This is a genomic window from Rhodanobacter sp. UC4443_H10 (assembly GCF_052978325.1).
In genome coordinates this window covers 3102511-3120258 of record NZ_CM129668.1, presented here as the reverse complement: position 1 = coordinate 3120258, position 17748 = coordinate 3102511, and the positions used below count along the sequence as shown (strand labels likewise).

Below are 17748 nucleotides of genomic sequence, written 5' to 3'. Positions count from 1 at the left end.
CCCCTGTGTACCTATTGCTCGCCGAGTGCGACGCTGGCGGGACGTTCCATCCAGCCACCATTGCCGTTGGATACCAACTCGACCAGATCGACATGGTCTTCGCTGATGGCGGTGATGTGTCCGTAGTTCTGTCCCATGTATTCCCCCACATGGACGCGATGGATGACACCACCCGGGTCCTTGATCAGGACCTCCATCTTCGGACCGACACCAACCGTACCGACCATCTTGAGGCTGTCGAGGGCGAACATCTCCAGCGGCTCCTTGGCCCGGTTGGCGTCCGGCCGCGGTCCGCTGGTCGCGTTGTCGTTCTGCAGTTCGGCCGTGCTGGGGCTGAACGGATCACGCTTGTCCTGGTCTTCGTACTTGAACGTCTCGAAGGTCTTGATCACGGGCAGCGGCGGAATCGGCGCACCCTTCTTGGCCTTCTCCTGCGCGACCCAGGTGCGCAGGTCGGACATGCCGCGGGTGCAACCGGCCAGAACCAGCACAGCCAGCAGGATCAGCAGCAGCCGCGTCACGCCGGCGGACTTGCGGGCAATCGACTTGTTCATCATTTCTTCGCCCCCGCCTTGGTTGCCGCGGCAGCGCTTTCGTCGTCATCGAGATAACGGTAGGTCTTGACCGTGCCCTCCAGCACCAGTTGTCCGGTGCCAGCCGTGCCCGCCTTGGTCGGCGCCTTCGGCGTCAGCGAGACGTCGTGCATGGTGAGGATGACCACTCGCGGCAGCGAAGCCACGCCGCTGATGAAGGTGCCGAACTGATGGTAGGTGCCGGTGAACTTCAAGGCGATCGGTCTCTCCGCGTAGAAGTCCTTGGGCGTTTCCGCGCCTGGCACGAACAGGTCACTCTCCAGCCCCGCGGCCTGCGCGGTCTGCGAGATGTCGATCAGCAACTCGGGCATCTCGGTCTTGCTGGGCAGCTGGCGCAGCAACTGGCGCAGCATGTCCTGCATCTCGTTGAGCTGCTGCTCCAGCGCCTCGAGATTGACCGACTTGGCCTGCTTGGTGGAGAACTCCTGCTTGAGGCTGTTCTCCTTGGTGGCCAGCGTGTCGAGACTGTCCTGCTGGTCGCTGACGATGAAGTACCAGCCCACCAGCAGCACCACCGCGAGGACCAGCACGGTGAAGAAGATCTTGACCGACTGCGGCCAGCCGCCGACGTTGTTCTTGTCGAGGTTTTGCAGATCGCTGAAGAAACTCATGATCCGGCACCTCCCTTGGCAGCGGCGGCAGGGGTGGGCGTGACTTCCGGCGTTGACCTGGCCGTGGCGGAGGTCGCGCTGGCCGGCGGCGCGTTGAGCGCTGCAGGTACGGCCGGCGTGGCCGTGGAGGTAGTCGGTTCCACCTGCGCCTTGGTCGGGTCGACCTCGTCGGTCTTGGGCCGGCTCAGCGTCACGTTGAGGCCGAACTGGTAGGGCATGCGGGTCGCATCATGGGTGTTTTCGGTCTTGCGCAGGTCCGCATGGCCCATCCACGGCGAGGACTCGATGTTGCGCATGTACTCGGCGACGCTGGCGTTGGACTGCGCCACGCCGTCGAGCGACATCGACTGGCCGCTCTGCTTGAGCGCGGTCAGCCGCGCACTGGTCGGGATGGTTTTCACCAGTTCGTCGAACAGGTGCACCATCTGCGAGCGATCGGCCTGCAACTGCTCGATGATCTGCTTGCGCGCCAGCAGGTGCTCGCGCACTTTTTCCAGATCCTTGATCTTGGCGATGCGCACGTCCAGCTGCTTGATTTCGGTCTGCAGGTAGGCGTTGCGGTCGTTCTGGTTGTCGATGCGCTGGTCCATCCAGAAGATCCACAGCAGCAGCAGCAGCACGGCGGCCACGAAAGCGGCGGCCAGCTGCATGTAGAACTCGCGTTCGCGCTGCTTGCGCCGCTCCGCGCGCCACGGAAGTAGGTTGACGTGTGCCATCAGTCGAAGCTCCTCAGGGCGAGGCCGACCGCGATCATCAGGGCCGGGGCATCCTGCGCCAGCGCCTGGGCCTGCACCCGCGGCGACAACGACATGCGGGCCAGCGGGTTGGCGACCACGCAAGGCACGCCGAGCTGCTCTTCCAGCATCGGGCCCAGTCCCTCGATCGAGGCGCAGCCGCCGGCCAGCACCACCTGGTCGACCTTGCTGTATTCGCTGCCGGCGAAGAAGAACTGCAGCAGGCGGCTGATCTGCTGGATCAGCGACTCCTTGAACGGCTCCAGCGCCTCGGTCTCGTAGGACTCCGGCAGGCCGCCCTTGCGCTTGGCGCGGCCAGCCTCCTCGTAGGAGAGCCCGAAGCGGCGCATGATCTCGTCGGTGAGCTGCTTGCCGCCGAACACCTGTTCGCGCGAATAGATGGTGCGCTGGTTGCGCAGCACGGAAAGCGTGGTCATGGTCGCGCCGATGTCGACCACCGCCACCAGGGCGTCGCGGCCGACGTTGAGCTGGTCGGCGACCATCGCGAAGGCTTTCTCCATCGCGAAGGCCTCCACGTCGATGACGCCGGCAGTGAGGCCGCCCAGATCCAACGCCGCCACGCGCATGTCGACGTTCTCGGTGCGCGAGGCCGCCAGCAGCACGTTGTTCATGTCCGGGTTGTCGCGTACCGGGCCGATCACCTCGAAATCGAGGCTGACCTCGTCGATCGGATACGGGATGTACTGATTGGCCTCGACCTGGATCTGGCCCTCGAGGTCATCGTCGGATAGCTCGCTGGTCATCGGGATGATCCGCGTGATCACCGCCGACCCGGCCACCGCGGCGGCGGCGTGCTTGAGCTTGGAACCCGAGCGGGCCAGGGCGCGGCGGATCGCGTCGCCCACCGCCTCGACCTCGACGATGTTCTTCTCGACCACCGCATTGGGCGGGAGCGGTTCCACCGCGTAGTGCTCCACGCGATAGCGCCCGCCCGCCTGACTCAGCTGCAGCAGCTTGACGGCGGTCGAACTGATGTCGACGCCGATCAGCGCCGGCTTCTTCGGTGTAAAGAGCCCCACGGTGTGTCCCCCTTGCCGCTGACGCCCTGACCAGAGTTCTGGCGGGATGCGCAGTGGCATTAAATCTAAAAATTAACGCAATGGCAACGGTCTACAGGAACTTTCTCAAGTAATTGGCGTGATGTCCACCACATTTGCAGAGCTTGCCCGGCTGGCGCGCCTCTTGCTTTGCGGAGCCGTCCTCGGTTGCCTGACGAGCATGTTGCTACATCTATACTCTGTCATGCTTTGACTCAGGTCTCGCTATCCACACCATGCGAATTTTCAAGCGTTTGTTGCGCTGGGCACTGCTCCTGGCCTTTTCCGGTTTGCTTCTGGCAGTGCTCGCGACAGGCGTGGCGTACTGGTTGATAGCTCCCCGGCTGCCCTCGGTGGCGGTGCTCAAGGACTATCACATGCAGGTGCCGCTGCGCGTGCTGAGCGCCGATGGCAAGCTCATCGCGACTTTCGGCGAAACCCGGCGCATCCCGGTGGACATCGCCGAGGTGCCCGACCGGCTCAAGCACGCGGTGCTGTCGGCGGAGGACGCCGACTTCTACCACCACCCCGGCGTGGACTGGCGCGGCATCGCCCGGGCCGGCTGGCACGTGATCATCACCGGCGGCGACAAGGGACCCGGCGGCTCCACCATCACCCAGCAGGTGGCGCGCAACTTCTTCCTGAGCCCGGAAAAGCTGTACTCGCGCAAACTTACCGAGATCTTCATCGCGCTGCGCATCGAGCACGAGCTGACCAAGGACCAGATCCTGGAGCTCTACCTCAACAAGATGTTCCTCGGCCATCGTTCCTATGGCGTGGCGGCGGCGGCCGAGTACTACTACGGCAAGACGCTGGACCAGCTCACCGTGGCCGAGTGCGCGGCGATCGCCTCCACTTTCCAGCTGCCCTCGGCGGTCAATCCGATCAACAGCCCCAAGCGCGAGATGGCACGGCGCAACTGGGTGCTCGGCGAGATGCTGCGGCACAACTACATCACCCAGGCAGTGTACGAACAGGCGGTGGCCGAGCCGAATCGCGCCTTTGCCCACGAGCAGCCGATCGAGGTCGACGCGCCCTACCTCGCCGAGATGGTGCGCCGGCAGGTGCTCGACCGCCTCGGCAATGACGCCCTGACCGAAGGCTACGTGGTCCGCACCACGGTGCAGAGCATGCGCCAGCAGGAGGCGGTGGACGCCCTGCGCGACGGCCTGGTCGCCTACGACCACCGCCATGGCTGGCGTGGGCCGGAGGCGCACAAGGAGCTGGCCGAGGGCGCCGGCGAGGCGGATTTCGACCAGGTGCTGGCCAGTTACGGCAGCGTCTCGGGTATGCAGCCGGGACTGGTCATCAGCAGCGACGCCGACCATGCCAGCGTGTACCTGTCCAGTCACGAGAGCGCCCGGCTCGACCTCGACGCGGTGAAATGGGCTCGGCCGCACATCAGCGACAGCCGCGTCGGCGCCGCGCCCACGCGGGTCGATGCCGTGCTCAAGCGCGGCGACGTCATCCGCCTGGCCCGCGACGAGAAGGGCAACTGGCAGCTGGCGCAGATACCCGCCGTGCAGGGCGGGCTGGTCTCGCTCAATCCGGAAGATGGCGCGATCGAGGCCCTGGTGGGCGGCTTCAACTTCAACCGCAGCAAGTTCAACCGCGCCGTGATGGCCGCGCGCCAGCCGGGTTCGAGTTTCAAGCCGTACCTCTATTCCGCCGCTTTCGATCGCGGCTTCACCCCGGCCTCGATCGTCAACGACGCACCGCTGGCGCTGCCCGACCCCTCGCGCCCCAACGGCATCTGGACGCCGTCCAACGACGACGGCAAGTTCGCCGGCCCGATGCGCCTGCGCGAGGCGCTGGTGCAATCGAAGAACCTGGTCTCGGTGCGACTGCTGGATGCCATCGGGGTGAGCTACATGCGCGAATACGCCACCCGCTTCGGGTTCTCGCAGGACGCGATCCCGGCCAACCTGTCGATGGCCCTGGGCACCGCCTCGGTCTCGCCGATGGGCATGGCGCGCGGCTACGCCGTGTTCGCCAACGGCGGCTACCTGGTCACGCCGTATTTCATTCACGAGATCGACGACCGCGACGGCAAGCCGGTGTACCTGGCCAATCCCGCCCGCGCCTGCCGCAACTGCCAGGAACGCCTGCTCGACACGCGCCCGCCCGGCCCGCCGCCGCCGGACATGGCCCGGCCGCCGGCCAATCGCCTGGCGACCGCCGGCAGCACGGACGCGCCCGCCGAGTCGGAGAGCGTCGACGGTGTCGGCGATGCGGTGCTGCCGGCCGACATCCACGACGGCGCCCGGCATGCGCCGGTGCTCGCCCCGCGGGTGATCGGTCCGCGCAACGACTACCTGATCACCTCGCTGATGAAGGACGTGATCCTGCGCGGCACCGGTTCGGCCGCGCGCGCGCTGGAGCGCCCCGACCTGGCCGGCAAGACCGGCTCCACCAATGACCATCGCGATGCCTGGTTCGTCGGCTTCGACGGCGAGTTGTCCACCGCGGTCTGGGTGGGTTTCGACGACTACAGCTCGCTCGGCCGCGGCGAATTCGGCGCCAAGGCGGCCTTGCCGGTGTGGATGCAGTACATGGGCGCGGCGCTGAAGGGGCTGCCGCCCAGCACGTTGCCGATGCCGCCCGGAATCAGTACGGTATGGATCAACCGCGAAAGCGGCCTGCCGACCGGTGCGGACGACCCCAACGGCATGAACGAGATGTTCAAGGTGGAAGACGTCGACCGCCTGCGCAGCCAGGCCGCCCAGCAGAAGGAGCAGGACAAGCAGCACGCCTACGAGATCTTCTGACCCGGGGGCAGGCGACGCCGCTCCCGGACGCCGCCATCCAATGTCGAGGAGTGCGTCATGTCCCGAGGCGAACACCACCGCATCCACGCCCATGACCGGCTGCAACGCAATCGCCTGCGCGTGGCCCAGGAAGCGGCCCGGCTGATGAGCGAGCACGGCATCCGCAATTTCCACCATGCCAAGCTCAAGGCCGCCGAACGGCTGGGCATACTCGACAGCCAGGCGCTGCCGCGCAACCTCGAGATCGAACAGGCGCTGCGCGAACACCAGCGCCTGTTCCTCGGCGACAGCCAACCCCAGCTGCTGCGCCAGCGGCGCGAGGCGGCGGTCGAGGCGATGACCTTCCTCGCCCCGTTCGAACCGCGCCTGGTCGGCGCCGTGCTCGACGGCACCGCCGACATGCATTCGGCGGTGTGCCTGCACGTGTACAGCGACGATGCCGAAGCGGTGGTGCGTTTCCTGCGCGAGCACGGCGTGCCGCTGGAAATGCAGGTGCGCCGCCTGCGCTACAGCCGCACCGAGCAGCCCGAGTACCCGGTGCTGCTGTTCGCCGCCGACGCCGTGCCGTTCGACCTCACCGTGCTGCCGCGCAACGCGCTGCGCCAGGCGCCGCTGGATCGCACCGACGACCGGCCGATGCGCCGCGCCGCGCTGGCCCAGGTGGAGATGCTGCTGGCCGAGGACGATGCCGACGAGGGCTTCGAACAGCGCCTGCGCGCCGCGTTGCGCTGACCGCGCCGAGCGCCAGATGCAGAACGCCCCGGCCGGGCCGGGGCGTTCTGCGCGAAACCGAGGATCAGCCCAAGCGGTGAATCAGCGCTTGCCGGCCGGCACGTAATCACGCACGTCGGCGCCAGTGTAGACCTGGCGCGGACGGCCGATGCGCGATCCGGGGGTTTCGTGCTGCTCGATCCAGTGCGCGATCCAGCCGGCGGTGCGCGCGATGGCGAACATCACGGTGAACATCTCGGTGGGGATGCCCAGCGCCTTGTAGATGATGCCGGAGTAGAAATCGACGTTCGGATACAGCTTGCGCTCGACGAAGTAGTCGTCCTTCAGCGCCGCCTCTTCCAGCTTCATCGCCACGTCCAGCATCGGATCGTTGACGCCCAGCTCGTCCAGCACCTTGTGGCACATCTCGCGAATGATCTTGGCGCGCGGGTCGAAGTTCTTGTAGACGCGGTGGCCGAAGCCCATCAGGCGGAAGCTGTCGTTCTTGTCCTTGGCGCGCAGGATCGCCGACTCGACGTTGTCCGGCTTGCCGATCTCCTCCAGCTGCTTGAGCACCGCCTCGTTGGCGCCGCCATGGGCGGGGCCCCACAGCGCGGTGATGCCGGCGGCGATCGAGGCATACGGGTTGGCGCCGGTGGAACCGACCAGGCGCACGGTGGAGGTGGACGCGTTCTGCTCGTGGTCGGCATGCAGGATGAACAGCAGGTCCAGCGCCTTGGCCGCCACCGGGTTCATCTGCAGCGGCTCGCTCGGCACCTCGAACATCATGTGCAGGAAGCGGGTGACGTACTCGAGGTTGTTGCGCGGGTAGCGCACCGGCCAGCCGATCGTGTAGCGGTAGCAGGCTGCCGCGATGGTCGGCATCTTGGCGATCAGGCGGATCGCCGCCATCTTGCGGTCGGCCGGGTCTTCCACGTCCAGCTTGTCGTGGTAGAACGCCGACAGCGACGCCACTGCCGCGGCGAGCATCGCCATCGGGTGCGCGTCGTGGTGGAAGCCCTGGAAGAAGTTCTTCTGCGCCTCGTGCATCATCGTGTGATGCGTGATGTCATGTTCGAACGTGTCGAACTCGGCAGCATTGGGCAACTCGCCGTTGAGCAACAGATAGGCCACTTCGAGGAAGCTGGACTTCTCGGCCAGCTGCTCGATCGGGTAACCGCGATACAGCAGCACGCCCTTGTCGCCGTCGATGTAGGTGATGGCACTCTTGGTGCTGGCAGTGCTGCCGAAGCCCGGGTCATAGGTGAAATGGCCGGTGTCCTTGTACAGCGTGCCGATGTCGATACACGCGGCACCGAGCGTGCCGGAAACCAGCGGCAGTTCGCTGCTCTTGTGGCTCGATTCATCGACCAGCTTGACGGTCTTGGGGTCGGACACGGAAACCTCCTCGCATGTGGTTCGTCGCCGGCGACGACGGTGGGGACGTCATCGCACGGCAAGGGAAAGGGTGGGTGTCGGCAGCCGGGGAAAGCACGCGACGCAACCGATGCCGGAAACCGGCTGGAACAAGCTCCGCGAAGACTTGCGCCACTCTGCTGCAGGCATCGGGCCACTGCCCATTATCGCACAACGGCGGTCGCGCATTCGATGGCGAATGGTCGTACGCCGGGCACGAAAAAGACACGGGGCAAGCCTGCGCCTGCCCCGTGTCTCGAACCGCCCGCAACCCGGAGGGAGCGGAGGTAAAAGGGTTTATTCCTTGACCGAACCGGCGTAGCGGCGGCGGAACTTGTCCACGCGGCCACCCACGTCCAGGGTCTTCTGCTTGCCCGTGTAGAACGGGTGCGAATGGCTGGAGATATCCACCTTGATCAGCGGGTACTCATTGCCGTCTTCCCACTTGACGGTTTCCTTGCTGGACATGGTCGACCGGGTGAGGAACGAGAAATCGGACGACAGATCCTGGAACACCACCGGGGCGTAGTTCGGATGGGTATCGGCTTTCATGACAGACTCTGAATGCGGCGGTGAAAAGAGCGGCATTGTAGCGGGCAACGCCGGGAACGCGCAAGCACGGGGGTTCAGCCGGGCACCCCCAGCGCGCGCTGCACCATCGCGGCAAAGCGGGTGTGGTCGACCTCCAGCACGATGTTGGCCTGCGCCGGCCGGCCCAGGCGCCCTTTCCAGTCGACCACGGTGGCGCCGCGGGTCAGGCGGCCGTCCAGCTCTACCGCGACCGCGCGGCGTTCGCTGCGGGTGACGATGGTCGGGTCGAGCGCGACCGCCATCGCCAGCGCATCGGCCGCCACCAGCCCGTGGCGGTCGTGTTTGGCGTTGTAGCCCCGCGCGGTCGCCGCGATCTTGCCGAAGAACGCCGCGCGCCGGTCACCGGCAGCGAGCCAGCGGTCGAACTCCGCGTCGTCGAAGGCGTGGCGCAGGGTTGCCTCCCAGTCCACCAGGTCGAACGACGGGAACGCCTCGAACACGACGTGCGCAGCCTCGGGGTCGAAACCGATGTTGAACTCGGCCGGCACCTTGCCGGTATTGCCGTGGCCGGTCACCGCGCCGCCCATCACCACCAGCCGCTTCACCCGCTGCGGCAGGCCGGGGTCGAGCCGCAACGCCAGCGCCAGGTTGGTCAGTGGCGCCAGTGCCACCAGGGTCAGCTCGCCGGGACGCTCGAGGGTCAGGCGCAGCAGCGCCAGCGCAGCGGACTCGGCCGCGACCGCGGCGGCGGGTTCGGCGAAGCCGACGTCGCCGAAACCGTCACGCCCATGCACGAACGCGGCATCTTCCTCCGGCGCACGCACCAGCGGCATGGCGCAACCGGCGAACACCGGCGTGGCCAGGCCAAGCAGGTCGACCAGCGTGCGTGCGTTGCGCAGGGTGTGCTCCAGGCCGACGTTGCCGGCGGCAATGCCGAGGCCGGCGATGTCGGCATGCGCGGCGGCCATCAGGATGGCGAGGGCGTCGTCGACGCCGGGATCGGTGTCGATCAGGAGTTGCGGCTTGGTCATGTGCATCGGGTTCCTGTCCAGCCGTCCAGTTTATGGGATGAAACGGCGGGGGGCGACTGCCGATGACCGCTCACGCATCTGCGAACCGCGCGGCGCCGCCGATCCAGCGCTCGATCAACCGGCTGGTCTGGTCGGGGAACTCGGCCAGCATGCGTTCGCCCACCGCCTGCACCGCGGGCAGCAGGTGCGCGTCGCGCGACAGGTCGGCGATGCGGAAGGCGAGCTGGCCGGTCTGGCGGGTGCCGAGCACTTCACCGGGGCCACGCAGTTCCAGATCCTTCTCGGCGATGCGGAAGCCGTCGCTGGTTTCGCGCATGACCTGCAGGCGCTCGCGCGCGAGCTGGCCCAGCGGCGGTTGATACAGCAGCACGCAGTTGGAGGCCACCGCGCCGCGGCCGACGCGACCACGCAACTGGTGCAGCTGTGCCAGGCCAAGCCGCTCGCTGTTCTCGATCACCATCAGGCTGGCATTGGGCACGTCGACGCCGACCTCGATCACCGTGGTGGCCACCAGCACGGCCAGCTCGCCGGCCTTGAACGCGTCCATCACCGCCTGCTTGTCCTTTGCCTTCATGCGGCCGTGGATCAGACCCACGGCAAAGCCCTCCAGCGCCGCGCACAACTCGGCGTGGGCGACTTCGGCCGCCTGCGCGCGCAGCTGCTCGGATTCCTCGATCAGGGTGCACACCCAGTACACCTGCCGCCCCTCGGCGCAGGCGGCATGGATGCGCTCGATCACTTCGGCGCGGCGCGCATTGGATACCGCGATGGTCTGCACCGGCGTGCGTCCGGGCGGCAATTCGTCGATCGACGAGACGTCGAGATCGGCATACGCGCTCATCGCCAGCGTGCGCGGAATCGGCGTGGCGGTGAGCACCAGTTGATGCGGCACCAGTCGGTCCTGGCGGCCCTTCTCGTGCAATGCCAGCCGCTGCTGCACGCCGAAGCGGTGCTGCTCGTCGACGATCACCAGGCCCAGCCGCGCAAATGCCACGCCCTCCTGCATCAAGGCGTGCGTGCCGATCACGACCGCCGCGCCGTCGGCCACGCGGGCCAGCGCCTGCCGGCGTGTCTTGCCGGTGACCTTGCCGGCCAGCCATTCCACCTCGATGCCCAGCGGCTGCAACCACTGCCGGAAGTTGCGCAGATGCTGCTCGGCCAGCAATTCGGTCGGTGCCATCAGGGCGGTCTGGTAGCCCGCGTGCACCGCGGCCAGCGCGGCCAGCGCGGCCACCACGGTCTTGCCGCTGCCGACGTCGCCCTGCACCAGGCGCAGCATCGGCTGGGCCTGCGCCAGGTCGCGCGCGACCTCCTCGCTCACGCGCTGCTGCGCCGCGGTGAGGCGGAACGGCAATGCGCGCAGCAATTGCCGATGCAGCTGCCGCGGTGCGCCCAGCACCGGCGCACGGCGTTGCCGCACCACGGCGCGCAGGCGCTTGAGGCTAAGGTGCTGGGTCAGCAACTCCTCGAAGGCGAGCCGCTGCTGGGCCGGGTGGCGACCGAGCAGCAACTGGCCCAGGTGCGCGTCCGGCGGTGGCCGGTGCACGTAGAGCAGCGCATCGCGCAGCGAGGTCAGGCCGTGCGTGCGGCACAGCGCCGGCGGAATCAGCTCCAGTTGCCCGGCCGGCGGCAGCAGGGCCAGTGCCTTGCCGATCACCGCGACCAGGCGCTTCTGGCCCAGGCCCTCGGTAGTGGGATACACCGGACTGAGCTGCTCGTCGACCACCGAGGCTTCGCTGCCACCCAGGCGCTGGTAGCTCGGGTGCACCATCTCCAGCCCCTGCGCGGCGTGGCGCACCTCGCCGTAGCAGAGCAGCCGCGTGCCCGGCACCAGTTGTTCGGCCTGCGCACGATTGAAATGGAAGAAGCGCAGCAGCAGGGTCTGCGCGCTGGCGTCGCCGATCGCCACCTTGAGTTGCGGGCGATGGCGGAATCCGCGCTCGACGGCCTCGACCACGCCCTCGACCTGCGCGCGTTCCCCGGCGCGCAAGTCCGCGATCGCGGTGATGCGCGTCTTGTCCTCGTAGCGCAACGGCAGGTGGAACCACAGATCCTGCACCCGCGTCAGGCCGAGCTTGCCCAGCGACGGGCCCACGCCGGGCAACGTGGCGAGCGGCGCGATGCCGGGGTCGGCAATGGCGGGAGAAACGGGACGGGCGTTGCGCGTGGCCATGAAACCCAAGCCTAACCGAGCATCCCCGTCAGTCGTAAGGATGCCGCCGCTGCGGGCTGTCGGCGACAGCCGCGACGTGGATCAGTCCAGCACCATGATCGCATCGACCTCTACCTGCGCCGCCTTCGGCAACGCGGAAACCTCGATGGTCGAGCGCGCCGGATACGGCTGCTGGAAGTATTCGGCCATCACCGCGTTGACGGCGGCGAAGTTGGCGAGGTCGGTGACATAGATGCCCACGCGCACGATCTGCGCCAGCGAGCCGCCGGCAGCCTGCGCCACCGCGGCGAGATTGTCGAACACCCGTCGCGTCTGCACGCCGATGTCGCCGTCGACCAGGCTGCCGGTGGTCGGGTCCAGCGGGATCTGGCCGGAAAAATAGACGGTGTTGCCGGCACGCACGGCCTGCGAATACGGACCGATGGCGGCCGGTGCCTGGCCAGTGGAAATGATGCTGCGGGACATGGGCGGTCTCGGGATTCGGGATTCGGGATTCGGGATTCGGGATTCGGGAAGACTATCGCCGCACCGGAGGAAAGCAAACACCCCGGAACGCCCGAACCGTTCCCGATCACCGATTCCCGGGTTACAGCGGATACCGCCGCACCGCGCTGACCACGCCGGTGCGGCGCACGCGGCGGATCACGTCGGCCAGGTGCTTGCGGCTCTTCACTTCCATCGAGAACAGCAGCGTGGCCGCCGAGGCATCGCGCTCGACGTACTCGACGTTCTCGATGTTGGAATCGGCCGCCGCAATCGCCGCCGCCACGGTGGCGAGCACGCCCGGGCGGTTGATCACCTCGATGTGCAACTGCGCGCGGTAGTCGCCCTTGACGTCGCGATCCCACTCGATCGCCACCAGCCGTTCCGGCGAGCGGCGCAACTCGACCACGTTCGGGCACTCCACGCGATGCACCACGATGCCCTTGCCGGAGGACAGGTAGCCGACGATGTCGTCGCCGGGCAGTGGGTGGCAGCAGTTGGCGAAGCTGAGCACGCCGCGCTCGCCGCCGCTGATGCGGATCTTCTCCTGCGCCAGCGCCACGCCTGCCTTGGAGCCGGCGGCCTTCTTCCAGCGCGAGCCCAGCAACTGGCGCGCGACCACGTCAGGCATGCGGTTGCCCAGCGCGATGTCGGAGAGCAGCTCCTCCAACCGCTTGAACTTGGAGGTCTTCAGGAAGCGGTCGAGCGTCGTCGGCGCGATCGCGTCGAGGCTGCTGCCGAGCGCATCCAGCGCGCGATCCAGCATCCGGTGGCCGAAATCGACCGCGTCCTCGTGCTGCAGATGTTTCAGGTACTGGCGGATCGCGGTGCGCGCCTTGCCGGTGACCACCACCTCCAGCCACGCGGGGTTGGGCACGGCCGAGGGCGCGGTGATGATTTCCACCAGCTGGCCCGATTCGAGCCGGCTGCGCAGCGGGGTGAGTTTCTTGTCCACGCGCGCGGCCACCGCGTGGTCGCCCACGTCGGTGTGCACCGCGTAGGCGAAATCCAGCGCAGTGGCATGGCGCGGCAGCGAGAGGATGTCGCCGCGGGGGGTAAACAAATAGACCTCGTCGGGGAACAGGTCGATCTTGACGTTCTCGATGAACTCCGAGGAGGACACCGTGTTCGCCGAACTGTCCACCATCGACGCCAGCCATTCGCGCGCGCGCACCTGGGCACTGTTGGCCGGGCCCGAATCGGTCTTGTAGGCCCAGTGCGCCGCCACGCCGCGTTCGGCCACGGAATCCATTTCGGCGGTGCGGATCTGCACCTCGATCGGCGCGCCGAACGGCCCGAGCAGCACCGTGTGCAGCGACTGGTAGCCGTTCGCCTTGGGGATCGCGATGAAATCCTTGAAGCGCCGGTCCACCGGCTTGTACAGCGCGTGCACCGCACCAAGCGCCACGTAGCAGCTGGTGGCGCTGTCGACCACCACGCGGAAACCGTACACGTCCATCAGCTGCGCGAACGTCTTGTGCTCGTTGCGCATCTTCGAGTAGATGCTCCACGGCGACTTGATCCGGCCGACCACGTGGGCGCTCAGATGCTCGGACGCCAACTGCGTGGTGAGCGCGGTCTCGATCTTGCTCATCACCTCGCGGCGATTGCCCAGCGCGGCGCGGATGCGCTCGCTGATGACCCGGTAGCGGTCCGGATACAGCGCGCGGAAACCTAGATCCTGCAGCTCGGCCTTGAACTTGTTCATGCCCAGGCGCTGCGCGATCGGCGCGAAGATCTCCAGCGTCTCGCGCGCGATGCGGCGGCGCGAACCCTGGTCCTTGGCGCCCAGCGTGCGCATGTTGTGCAGGCGATCGGCCAGCTTGATGAGGATCACGCGGATGTCGCGCGCCATCGCCAGCAGCATCTTGCGGAAGCTTTCCGCATCGGCTTCCTGGCGCGTGCCGAAGCGCATCTTGTCCAGCTTGGTGACGCCGTCCACCAGCTCGGCCACCACCTCGCCAAACTCGCCGGCCAGCGCTTCGCGGCTCAGTTCGGTGTCTTCCAGCGTGTCATGCAGGATGGCCGCGATGATTGTTTCGGCATCCAGCCCCAGCTCGGCCAGGATGCTGGCCACTGCCACCGGGTGGGTAATGTACGGCTCCCCGCTCTTGCGCTCCTGCCCCGCATGCGCCTGTGCGCCGACGGCGTACGCACGCAACACCAGGGTGACTTGTGCGGGGGGCAGATAAGCGATGCGCTCTTTCAGCGCCAGCACGTAGGGTGGCCAGGCGGCCGGATCGACCGGAGCCGGTGGAGCGGTCGCGGGCATCGGTGCCTGGCGCCGGCTCAGGCGCCCACCCCGGAAGCGAGGTGTCCGGAGACTGTCGGGCGCGCGCGCTTGCTCATGCCCTGCAAGGCATGATCGCGGCAGCGCCGGCAGTCATCGCCCATCAGTCGTCGCCGCCCTTGGAAAGGTCGTCGTCGACTTCCGCGGCGGCCCACTCCAGCGCTTCGCGCTCGGCGCGCTCGCGCTCGGCCTTGTCGATCTGGTCGATCGTGGCCTGGTCGATGCGACGGGCCGCGATCTCGCGCAGCGCCAGCACCGTGGGCTTGTCGTGGTCGGGGTTGACCGCCGGTTCGGCACCCTTCTCGAGCTGTCGTGCGCGCTTGGTGGCCATCAGGACCAGCTCGAATCGGTTGTCGACCACCTCGAGGCAGTCCTCCACGGTAATGCGTGCCATGTGAAATCCTTCGGAGAATAGTGACTTATACGGTCGACCAGTGTAGCCAGCAGGTGCTTTGCTGGCAATGCGGGCGACGCGTATCATGGTGGGCTGGCCGCGAATACGGCTGCATTCACGAAAGCGGCCCGAAAGCCGTGCAAGATATAAAACCAGACAGTACACTTATACTGTCCCCGACGCGAATCCCCACCGCACGATGCCCTCATTGCCTCGCCCCCATTCCATGAGCCGCTGGTTGGCGGTGCTCGCGATCGCCTTGCTGGCGGGCTGCGCCATTGCCAAGCCGCGCACCGACGACCCGCTGGAGAAGTACAACCGCGAGGCGTACCAGTTCAATACTGCAGTGGACAAAGTGGCCATACGGCCGGTGGCGCTGGTCTACCGCAAGGTCACCAACCCGCCGGTGCGGCGTTCGTTCAGCGACTTTTTCACCAATATCCGCACCCCGGTCACGGTCGCCAACGACCTGCTGCAGGCGCGGCCCAAGCAGGCCCTGCAGAGCACTGCCCGTTTCCTGGTCAACCTCACCCTGGGCATCGGCGGTTTCTTCGACCCGGCCAGCCAACTGGGACTGCCGATCGAGGACAACGACTTCGGCATCACGCTGGCACGCTGGGGTGCGCCGGAAGGCGATTTCCTGATGCTGCCGCTGTTCGGCCCCAGCACCGCACGCGACATGTGGCGGATGCCGGTGGACAGCTATTTCTTCGACCCGCTGAGCCTGTACGCCGCCAACCACCACTACAACGGCCTGCAGTACGCGCCGCAGGCGATGTATCTGATCACGCTGCGCTCGCGCGCGATCGACGCGGAGAGTTTCCTGCAATCGGCCTACGACCCGTACGTGTTCATCCGCGACGCCTACCGGCAACAGCGCCTGTACAAGCTTTACGACGGCAACCCGCCGGCGGCGCTGATCGAACGGATGCAGGGACTGGATACGCCCGGCTTCGACCCGGACGAGCTGCTGGAACAGCAGCACGATTGGGAAAAGGGTCACCCCAAGCAGGACGACCAGCACTGAGTCCTGCGGGCACGACTCACGCCAGCAGCGTATCGACCTCGCAGACCTGGGCCAGCGCCTGCATGCTGGCCGGCATCCCGACCACCCGCAACGGACGACCTCGCCGGTTCGCTTCCGCGGCGGCAGCCAGCACGCAGGCCAGGCCGGCGCTGTCGCAATGACTGACGCCCGCCAGGTCCAGTTGCGCCACCTCGCCATCCAGCGCCGCACGCATGGCTGCGAGCGCAGCCGCGGCGGTGCCGAAATCAAGCACGCCGTTCACCGCCAGGACAGTCGGCGCCACGATGTCCAGGCGGAAACCCGTGGGCGCGTTCACTGGCTGTCCTTGCTGTCCTTGTCGAGCGTGTCGAGTGCCTTCTCGCCCTGGGTTTCCAGGTTGGTGATCAGCTGCTCGATGCCGACCTTGCGGATCTCCGCGTCCACCTGGTTGCGGTAATTGGTGACGTAGGAGATGCCTTCGATGATCACGTCGTACGCCTTCCAGTCGCCGCTGCGGCTCTTGCGGAACGCGTAGTCGATCGACACCAGCTTGCCGTCGTCCAGCACCACCTGGGTGCGCACCACGGTGCGCTTGTCGTTGAGGTCGCCGTTGAACGGCAGCACCTTGACCTTGCCGCGGGTGTAGTTGAGCAGACCCTCGGCGTAGCGATGGGTGATCGAGTTGTAGAACGCCTTGGCGAAGCGGTCGCGCTGTGCCGGGGTGGCCTCGCGCGCATGCCGGCCGAGCACCAGGATCGAGGCGTAGTCGATGTCGAAGTGCGGCAGGAACACGTCGTCGATGATGGCGATCAGTTTTTCCTTGTCGCGCTTGAGCTCGTCGCGGTGACCCTCGATCGCGGTGGCCAGCTGGTCGGCGATGCCCTGCACGATCTGCACCGGGGTCTGCTGGACGGCCGCCGGCGCGGCGGCCGTGGCCGCATCCTGGGCGAACGCCGGGGCACCGACCACAACAGTGGCGAACGCAAGGGCGGTGGCAAGGGCCAGTCTGCGCAGCATGGGGTTACTCCTTGGGGCATGGCCGGCGGCAGGCGCCGCCGACGGGGATTCGATGGGGTTCTACTGCTTGCCGCTGCCGGCGTCCTTCTTGTCGCCGGGCGAACCGTTGACCAGGAACTTGCCGATCAGATCCTCCAGCTGCATCGCGGACTGGGTCAGGATCATCTCGTCGCCGTTCTTGAGCACGTCGGGCGAGCCGCCCGGCTGGATCGCAACATACTGGCTGCCGATCAAACCGCTGGTGAACACCGCGGCGGCCGAATCGTCGGGAATCTGGTCGTAGCGCTTGTCGATCGCCAGGATGACCTCGGCGTTGAGCTTGGTCGGGTCGGCGCGCACCGATTGCACGCTGCCGATCACCACGCCGGCCATCTTCACCGGCGCGCCCGCCGACAAGGTGCCCACGTTGGTGAAATCGGCCTTGACCGTGTAGCTGCCGCCGATGTTGTCGACCACGCCGCCGGCGCCGAAGAACTTGCCCAGCATCTCCTCCAGCGGCTGCGACGACTTGGTCCGCGCCAGCGTGCCGCCGGCGGCCACCATCTGTTTCGCGCTGCCGTAGTCGATGCCCACGTACTGGTCGCCGAGCAGGCCGCTGGTGAAGATCGTCGCCACCGAATCCTGCGGGATGTGGTCGTAGCGCTTGTCGATGGACAGCTTCACCTCGGCCGCGTCGCGCCCCGGCGCCAGCGTGATCGCCTGCACCTGGCCCACGCGCACGCCGGCGATCTTCACCGGCGCGCGCTCCTTCAGCTGGCCGATGTTGGTGAACTGCGCGGTGACGTCGTAGCTGTCGCCCTGGCGCACGTTGTTGGCCACCGAGCTGGTCTGCGTCGCCAGGTAGGCCAGCGCGGCGAAGCCCAGCACGATGAACAGGCCGGTGCCGACGGCGTAGGAACTTCTCGGTTGGCTCACGGCAGGATCCTCGGAAA

Annotated in this window: 17 protein-coding genes; 3 read left to right on the top strand and 14 right to left on the bottom strand. The window is 67.1% G+C overall.

What is annotated here, in order from left to right; genetic code table 11:
- Window positions 1-11: 11 nt before the first annotated feature.
- From ACVCMB_RS14140 to ACVCMB_RS14125, 4 genes are read right to left on the bottom strand one after another with little or no spacing between them, the layout of a single operon-like run.
- Window positions 12-554 carry a pilus assembly protein PilP gene (locus tag ACVCMB_RS14140; RefSeq protein ID WP_395121197.1) on the bottom strand — a complete coding sequence of 181 codons (543 nt, stop codon included), beginning with the start codon at window positions 552-554 and terminating at the stop codon, window positions 12-14.
- On the bottom strand, window positions 554-1204 hold the full coding sequence (pilO, locus tag ACVCMB_RS14135) for a type IV pilus inner membrane component PilO (protein WP_395121195.1): 651 nt from the start codon (window positions 1202-1204) through the stop codon (window positions 554-556). Before pilO ends, ACVCMB_RS14140 begins: the two co-directional genes overlap by 1 nt.
- Entirely contained in the window at window positions 1201-1920 is a 720-nt protein-coding gene (locus tag ACVCMB_RS14130; protein WP_395121193.1) for a PilN domain-containing protein, read from the bottom strand. The genes pilO and ACVCMB_RS14130 overlap by 4 nt, the downstream gene beginning before the upstream one ends.
- The gene (locus ACVCMB_RS14125; protein WP_447110569.1) at window positions 1920-2978 is read right to left on the bottom strand and encodes a pilus assembly protein PilM; all 1059 of its coding nucleotides are present in this window, start codon (window positions 2976-2978) and stop codon (window positions 1920-1922) included. Before ACVCMB_RS14125 ends, ACVCMB_RS14130 begins: the two co-directional genes overlap by 1 nt.
- 254 nt (window positions 2979-3232) lie before the next feature.
- On the opposite strand from ACVCMB_RS14125, the gene ACVCMB_RS14120 reads away from it, so the two are divergent.
- Window positions 3233-5764, top strand: a complete 2532-nt coding sequence (locus ACVCMB_RS14120) for a penicillin-binding protein 1A (protein WP_447105439.1) — start codon at window positions 3233-3235, stop codon at window positions 5762-5764.
- A 57-nt stretch (window positions 5765-5821) separates the two neighbouring features.
- Window positions 5822-6496 carry a hypothetical protein gene (locus ACVCMB_RS14115; RefSeq protein ID WP_395121187.1) on the top strand — a complete coding sequence of 225 codons (675 nt, stop codon included), beginning with the start codon at window positions 5822-5824 and terminating at the stop codon, window positions 6494-6496.
- A gap of 81 nt (window positions 6497-6577) precedes the next feature.
- Here ACVCMB_RS14115 and ACVCMB_RS14110 read toward each other — a convergent pair whose 3' ends face one another.
- From ACVCMB_RS14110 to rpoZ, 7 genes are all read right to left on the bottom strand, one after another.
- A complete protein-coding gene (locus ACVCMB_RS14110) occupies window positions 6578-7873 on the bottom strand; it encodes a citrate synthase (RefSeq protein WP_395121185.1) in 1296 nt (431 codons plus the stop codon).
- A 315-nt stretch (window positions 7874-8188) separates the two neighbouring features.
- Window positions 8189-8443 carry a type B 50S ribosomal protein L31 gene (locus ACVCMB_RS14105; protein ID WP_395121183.1) on the bottom strand — a complete coding sequence of 85 codons (255 nt, stop codon included), beginning with the start codon at window positions 8441-8443 and terminating at the stop codon, window positions 8189-8191.
- A gap of 74 nt (window positions 8444-8517) precedes the next feature.
- Complete coding sequence (locus tag ACVCMB_RS14100) at window positions 8518-9453, bottom strand: nucleoside hydrolase (protein ID WP_395121181.1); 936 nt, start codon at window positions 9451-9453, stop codon at window positions 8518-8520.
- Between the two features lie 70 nt (window positions 9454-9523).
- Entirely contained in the window at window positions 9524-11626 is a 2103-nt protein-coding gene (recG, locus tag ACVCMB_RS14095; protein WP_447105438.1) for an ATP-dependent DNA helicase RecG, read from the bottom strand.
- An 81-nt stretch (window positions 11627-11707) separates the two neighbouring features.
- The gene (locus ACVCMB_RS14090; RefSeq protein WP_395121177.1) at window positions 11708-12091 is read right to left on the bottom strand and encodes a RidA family protein; all 384 of its coding nucleotides are present in this window, start codon (window positions 12089-12091) and stop codon (window positions 11708-11710) included.
- Window positions 12092-12212: 121 nt separating this feature from the next.
- Window positions 12213-14381 carry a RelA/SpoT family protein gene (locus tag ACVCMB_RS14085; RefSeq protein WP_395121176.1) on the bottom strand — a complete coding sequence of 723 codons (2169 nt, stop codon included), beginning with the start codon at window positions 14379-14381 and terminating at the stop codon, window positions 12213-12215.
- 121 nt (window positions 14382-14502) lie between these two features.
- Window positions 14503-14793 carry a DNA-directed RNA polymerase subunit omega gene (rpoZ, locus tag ACVCMB_RS14080; RefSeq protein WP_007509529.1) on the bottom strand — a complete coding sequence of 97 codons (291 nt, stop codon included), beginning with the start codon at window positions 14791-14793 and terminating at the stop codon, window positions 14503-14505.
- Between the two features lie 226 nt (window positions 14794-15019).
- On the opposite strand from rpoZ, the gene ACVCMB_RS14075 reads away from it, so the two are divergent.
- The gene (locus tag ACVCMB_RS14075; RefSeq protein WP_395121174.1) at window positions 15020-15820 is read left to right on the top strand and encodes an MlaA family lipoprotein; all 801 of its coding nucleotides are present in this window, start codon (window positions 15020-15022) and stop codon (window positions 15818-15820) included.
- Between the two features lie 16 nt (window positions 15821-15836).
- Here ACVCMB_RS14075 and ACVCMB_RS14070 read toward each other — a convergent pair whose 3' ends face one another.
- From ACVCMB_RS14070 to mlaD, 3 genes are read right to left on the bottom strand one after another with little or no spacing between them, the layout of a single operon-like run.
- Window positions 15837-16136, bottom strand: a complete 300-nt coding sequence (locus ACVCMB_RS14070; RefSeq protein ID WP_395121172.1) for an STAS domain-containing protein — start codon at window positions 16134-16136, stop codon at window positions 15837-15839.
- A complete protein-coding gene (locus tag ACVCMB_RS14065) occupies window positions 16133-16816 on the bottom strand; it encodes an MlaC/ttg2D family ABC transporter substrate-binding protein (protein ID WP_395121170.1) in 684 nt (227 codons plus the stop codon). Before ACVCMB_RS14065 ends, ACVCMB_RS14070 begins: the two co-directional genes overlap by 4 nt.
- Before the next feature lie 60 nt (window positions 16817-16876).
- The gene (mlaD, locus tag ACVCMB_RS14060) at window positions 16877-17731 is read right to left on the bottom strand and encodes an outer membrane lipid asymmetry maintenance protein MlaD (protein WP_395121169.1); all 855 of its coding nucleotides are present in this window, start codon (window positions 17729-17731) and stop codon (window positions 16877-16879) included.
- Window positions 17732-17748: the final 17 nt, after the last annotated feature.

Coding starts and splice junctions, on each gene's coding strand:
- ACVCMB_RS14140 (WP_395121197.1), bottom strand. CDS start 554: ATGAACAAGTCGATTGCCCGCAAGTCCGCCGGCGTGACGCGGCTGCTG.
- pilO (WP_395121195.1), bottom strand. CDS start 1,204: ATGAGTTTCTTCAGCGATCTGCAAAACCTCGACAAGAACAACGTCGGC.
- ACVCMB_RS14130 (WP_395121193.1), bottom strand. CDS start 1,920: ATGGCACACGTCAACCTACTTCCGTGGCGCGCGGAGCGGCGCAAGCAG.
- ACVCMB_RS14120 (WP_447105439.1), top strand. CDS start 3,233: ATGCGAATTTTCAAGCGTTTGTTGCGCTGGGCACTGCTCCTGGCCTTT.
- ACVCMB_RS14115 (WP_395121187.1), top strand. CDS start 5,822: ATGTCCCGAGGCGAACACCACCGCATCCACGCCCATGACCGGCTGCAA.
- ACVCMB_RS14105 (WP_395121183.1), bottom strand. CDS start 8,443: ATGAAAGCCGATACCCATCCGAACTACGCCCCGGTGGTGTTCCAGGAT.
- ACVCMB_RS14100 (WP_395121181.1), bottom strand. CDS start 9,453: ATGACCAAGCCGCAACTCCTGATCGACACCGATCCCGGCGTCGACGAC.
- recG (WP_447105438.1), bottom strand. CDS start 11,626: ATGGCCACGCGCAACGCCCGTCCCGTTTCTCCCGCCATTGCCGACCCC.
- ACVCMB_RS14090 (WP_395121177.1), bottom strand. CDS start 12,091: ATGTCCCGCAGCATCATTTCCACTGGCCAGGCACCGGCCGCCATCGGT.
- ACVCMB_RS14085 (WP_395121176.1), bottom strand. CDS start 14,381: ATGCCCGCGACCGCTCCACCGGCTCCGGTCGATCCGGCCGCCTGGCCA.
- rpoZ (WP_007509529.1), bottom strand. CDS start 14,793: ATGGCACGCATTACCGTGGAGGACTGCCTCGAGGTGGTCGACAACCGA.
- ACVCMB_RS14075 (WP_395121174.1), top strand. CDS start 15,020: ATGAGCCGCTGGTTGGCGGTGCTCGCGATCGCCTTGCTGGCGGGCTGC.
- ACVCMB_RS14065 (WP_395121170.1), bottom strand. CDS start 16,816: ATGCTGCGCAGACTGGCCCTTGCCACCGCCCTTGCGTTCGCCACTGTT.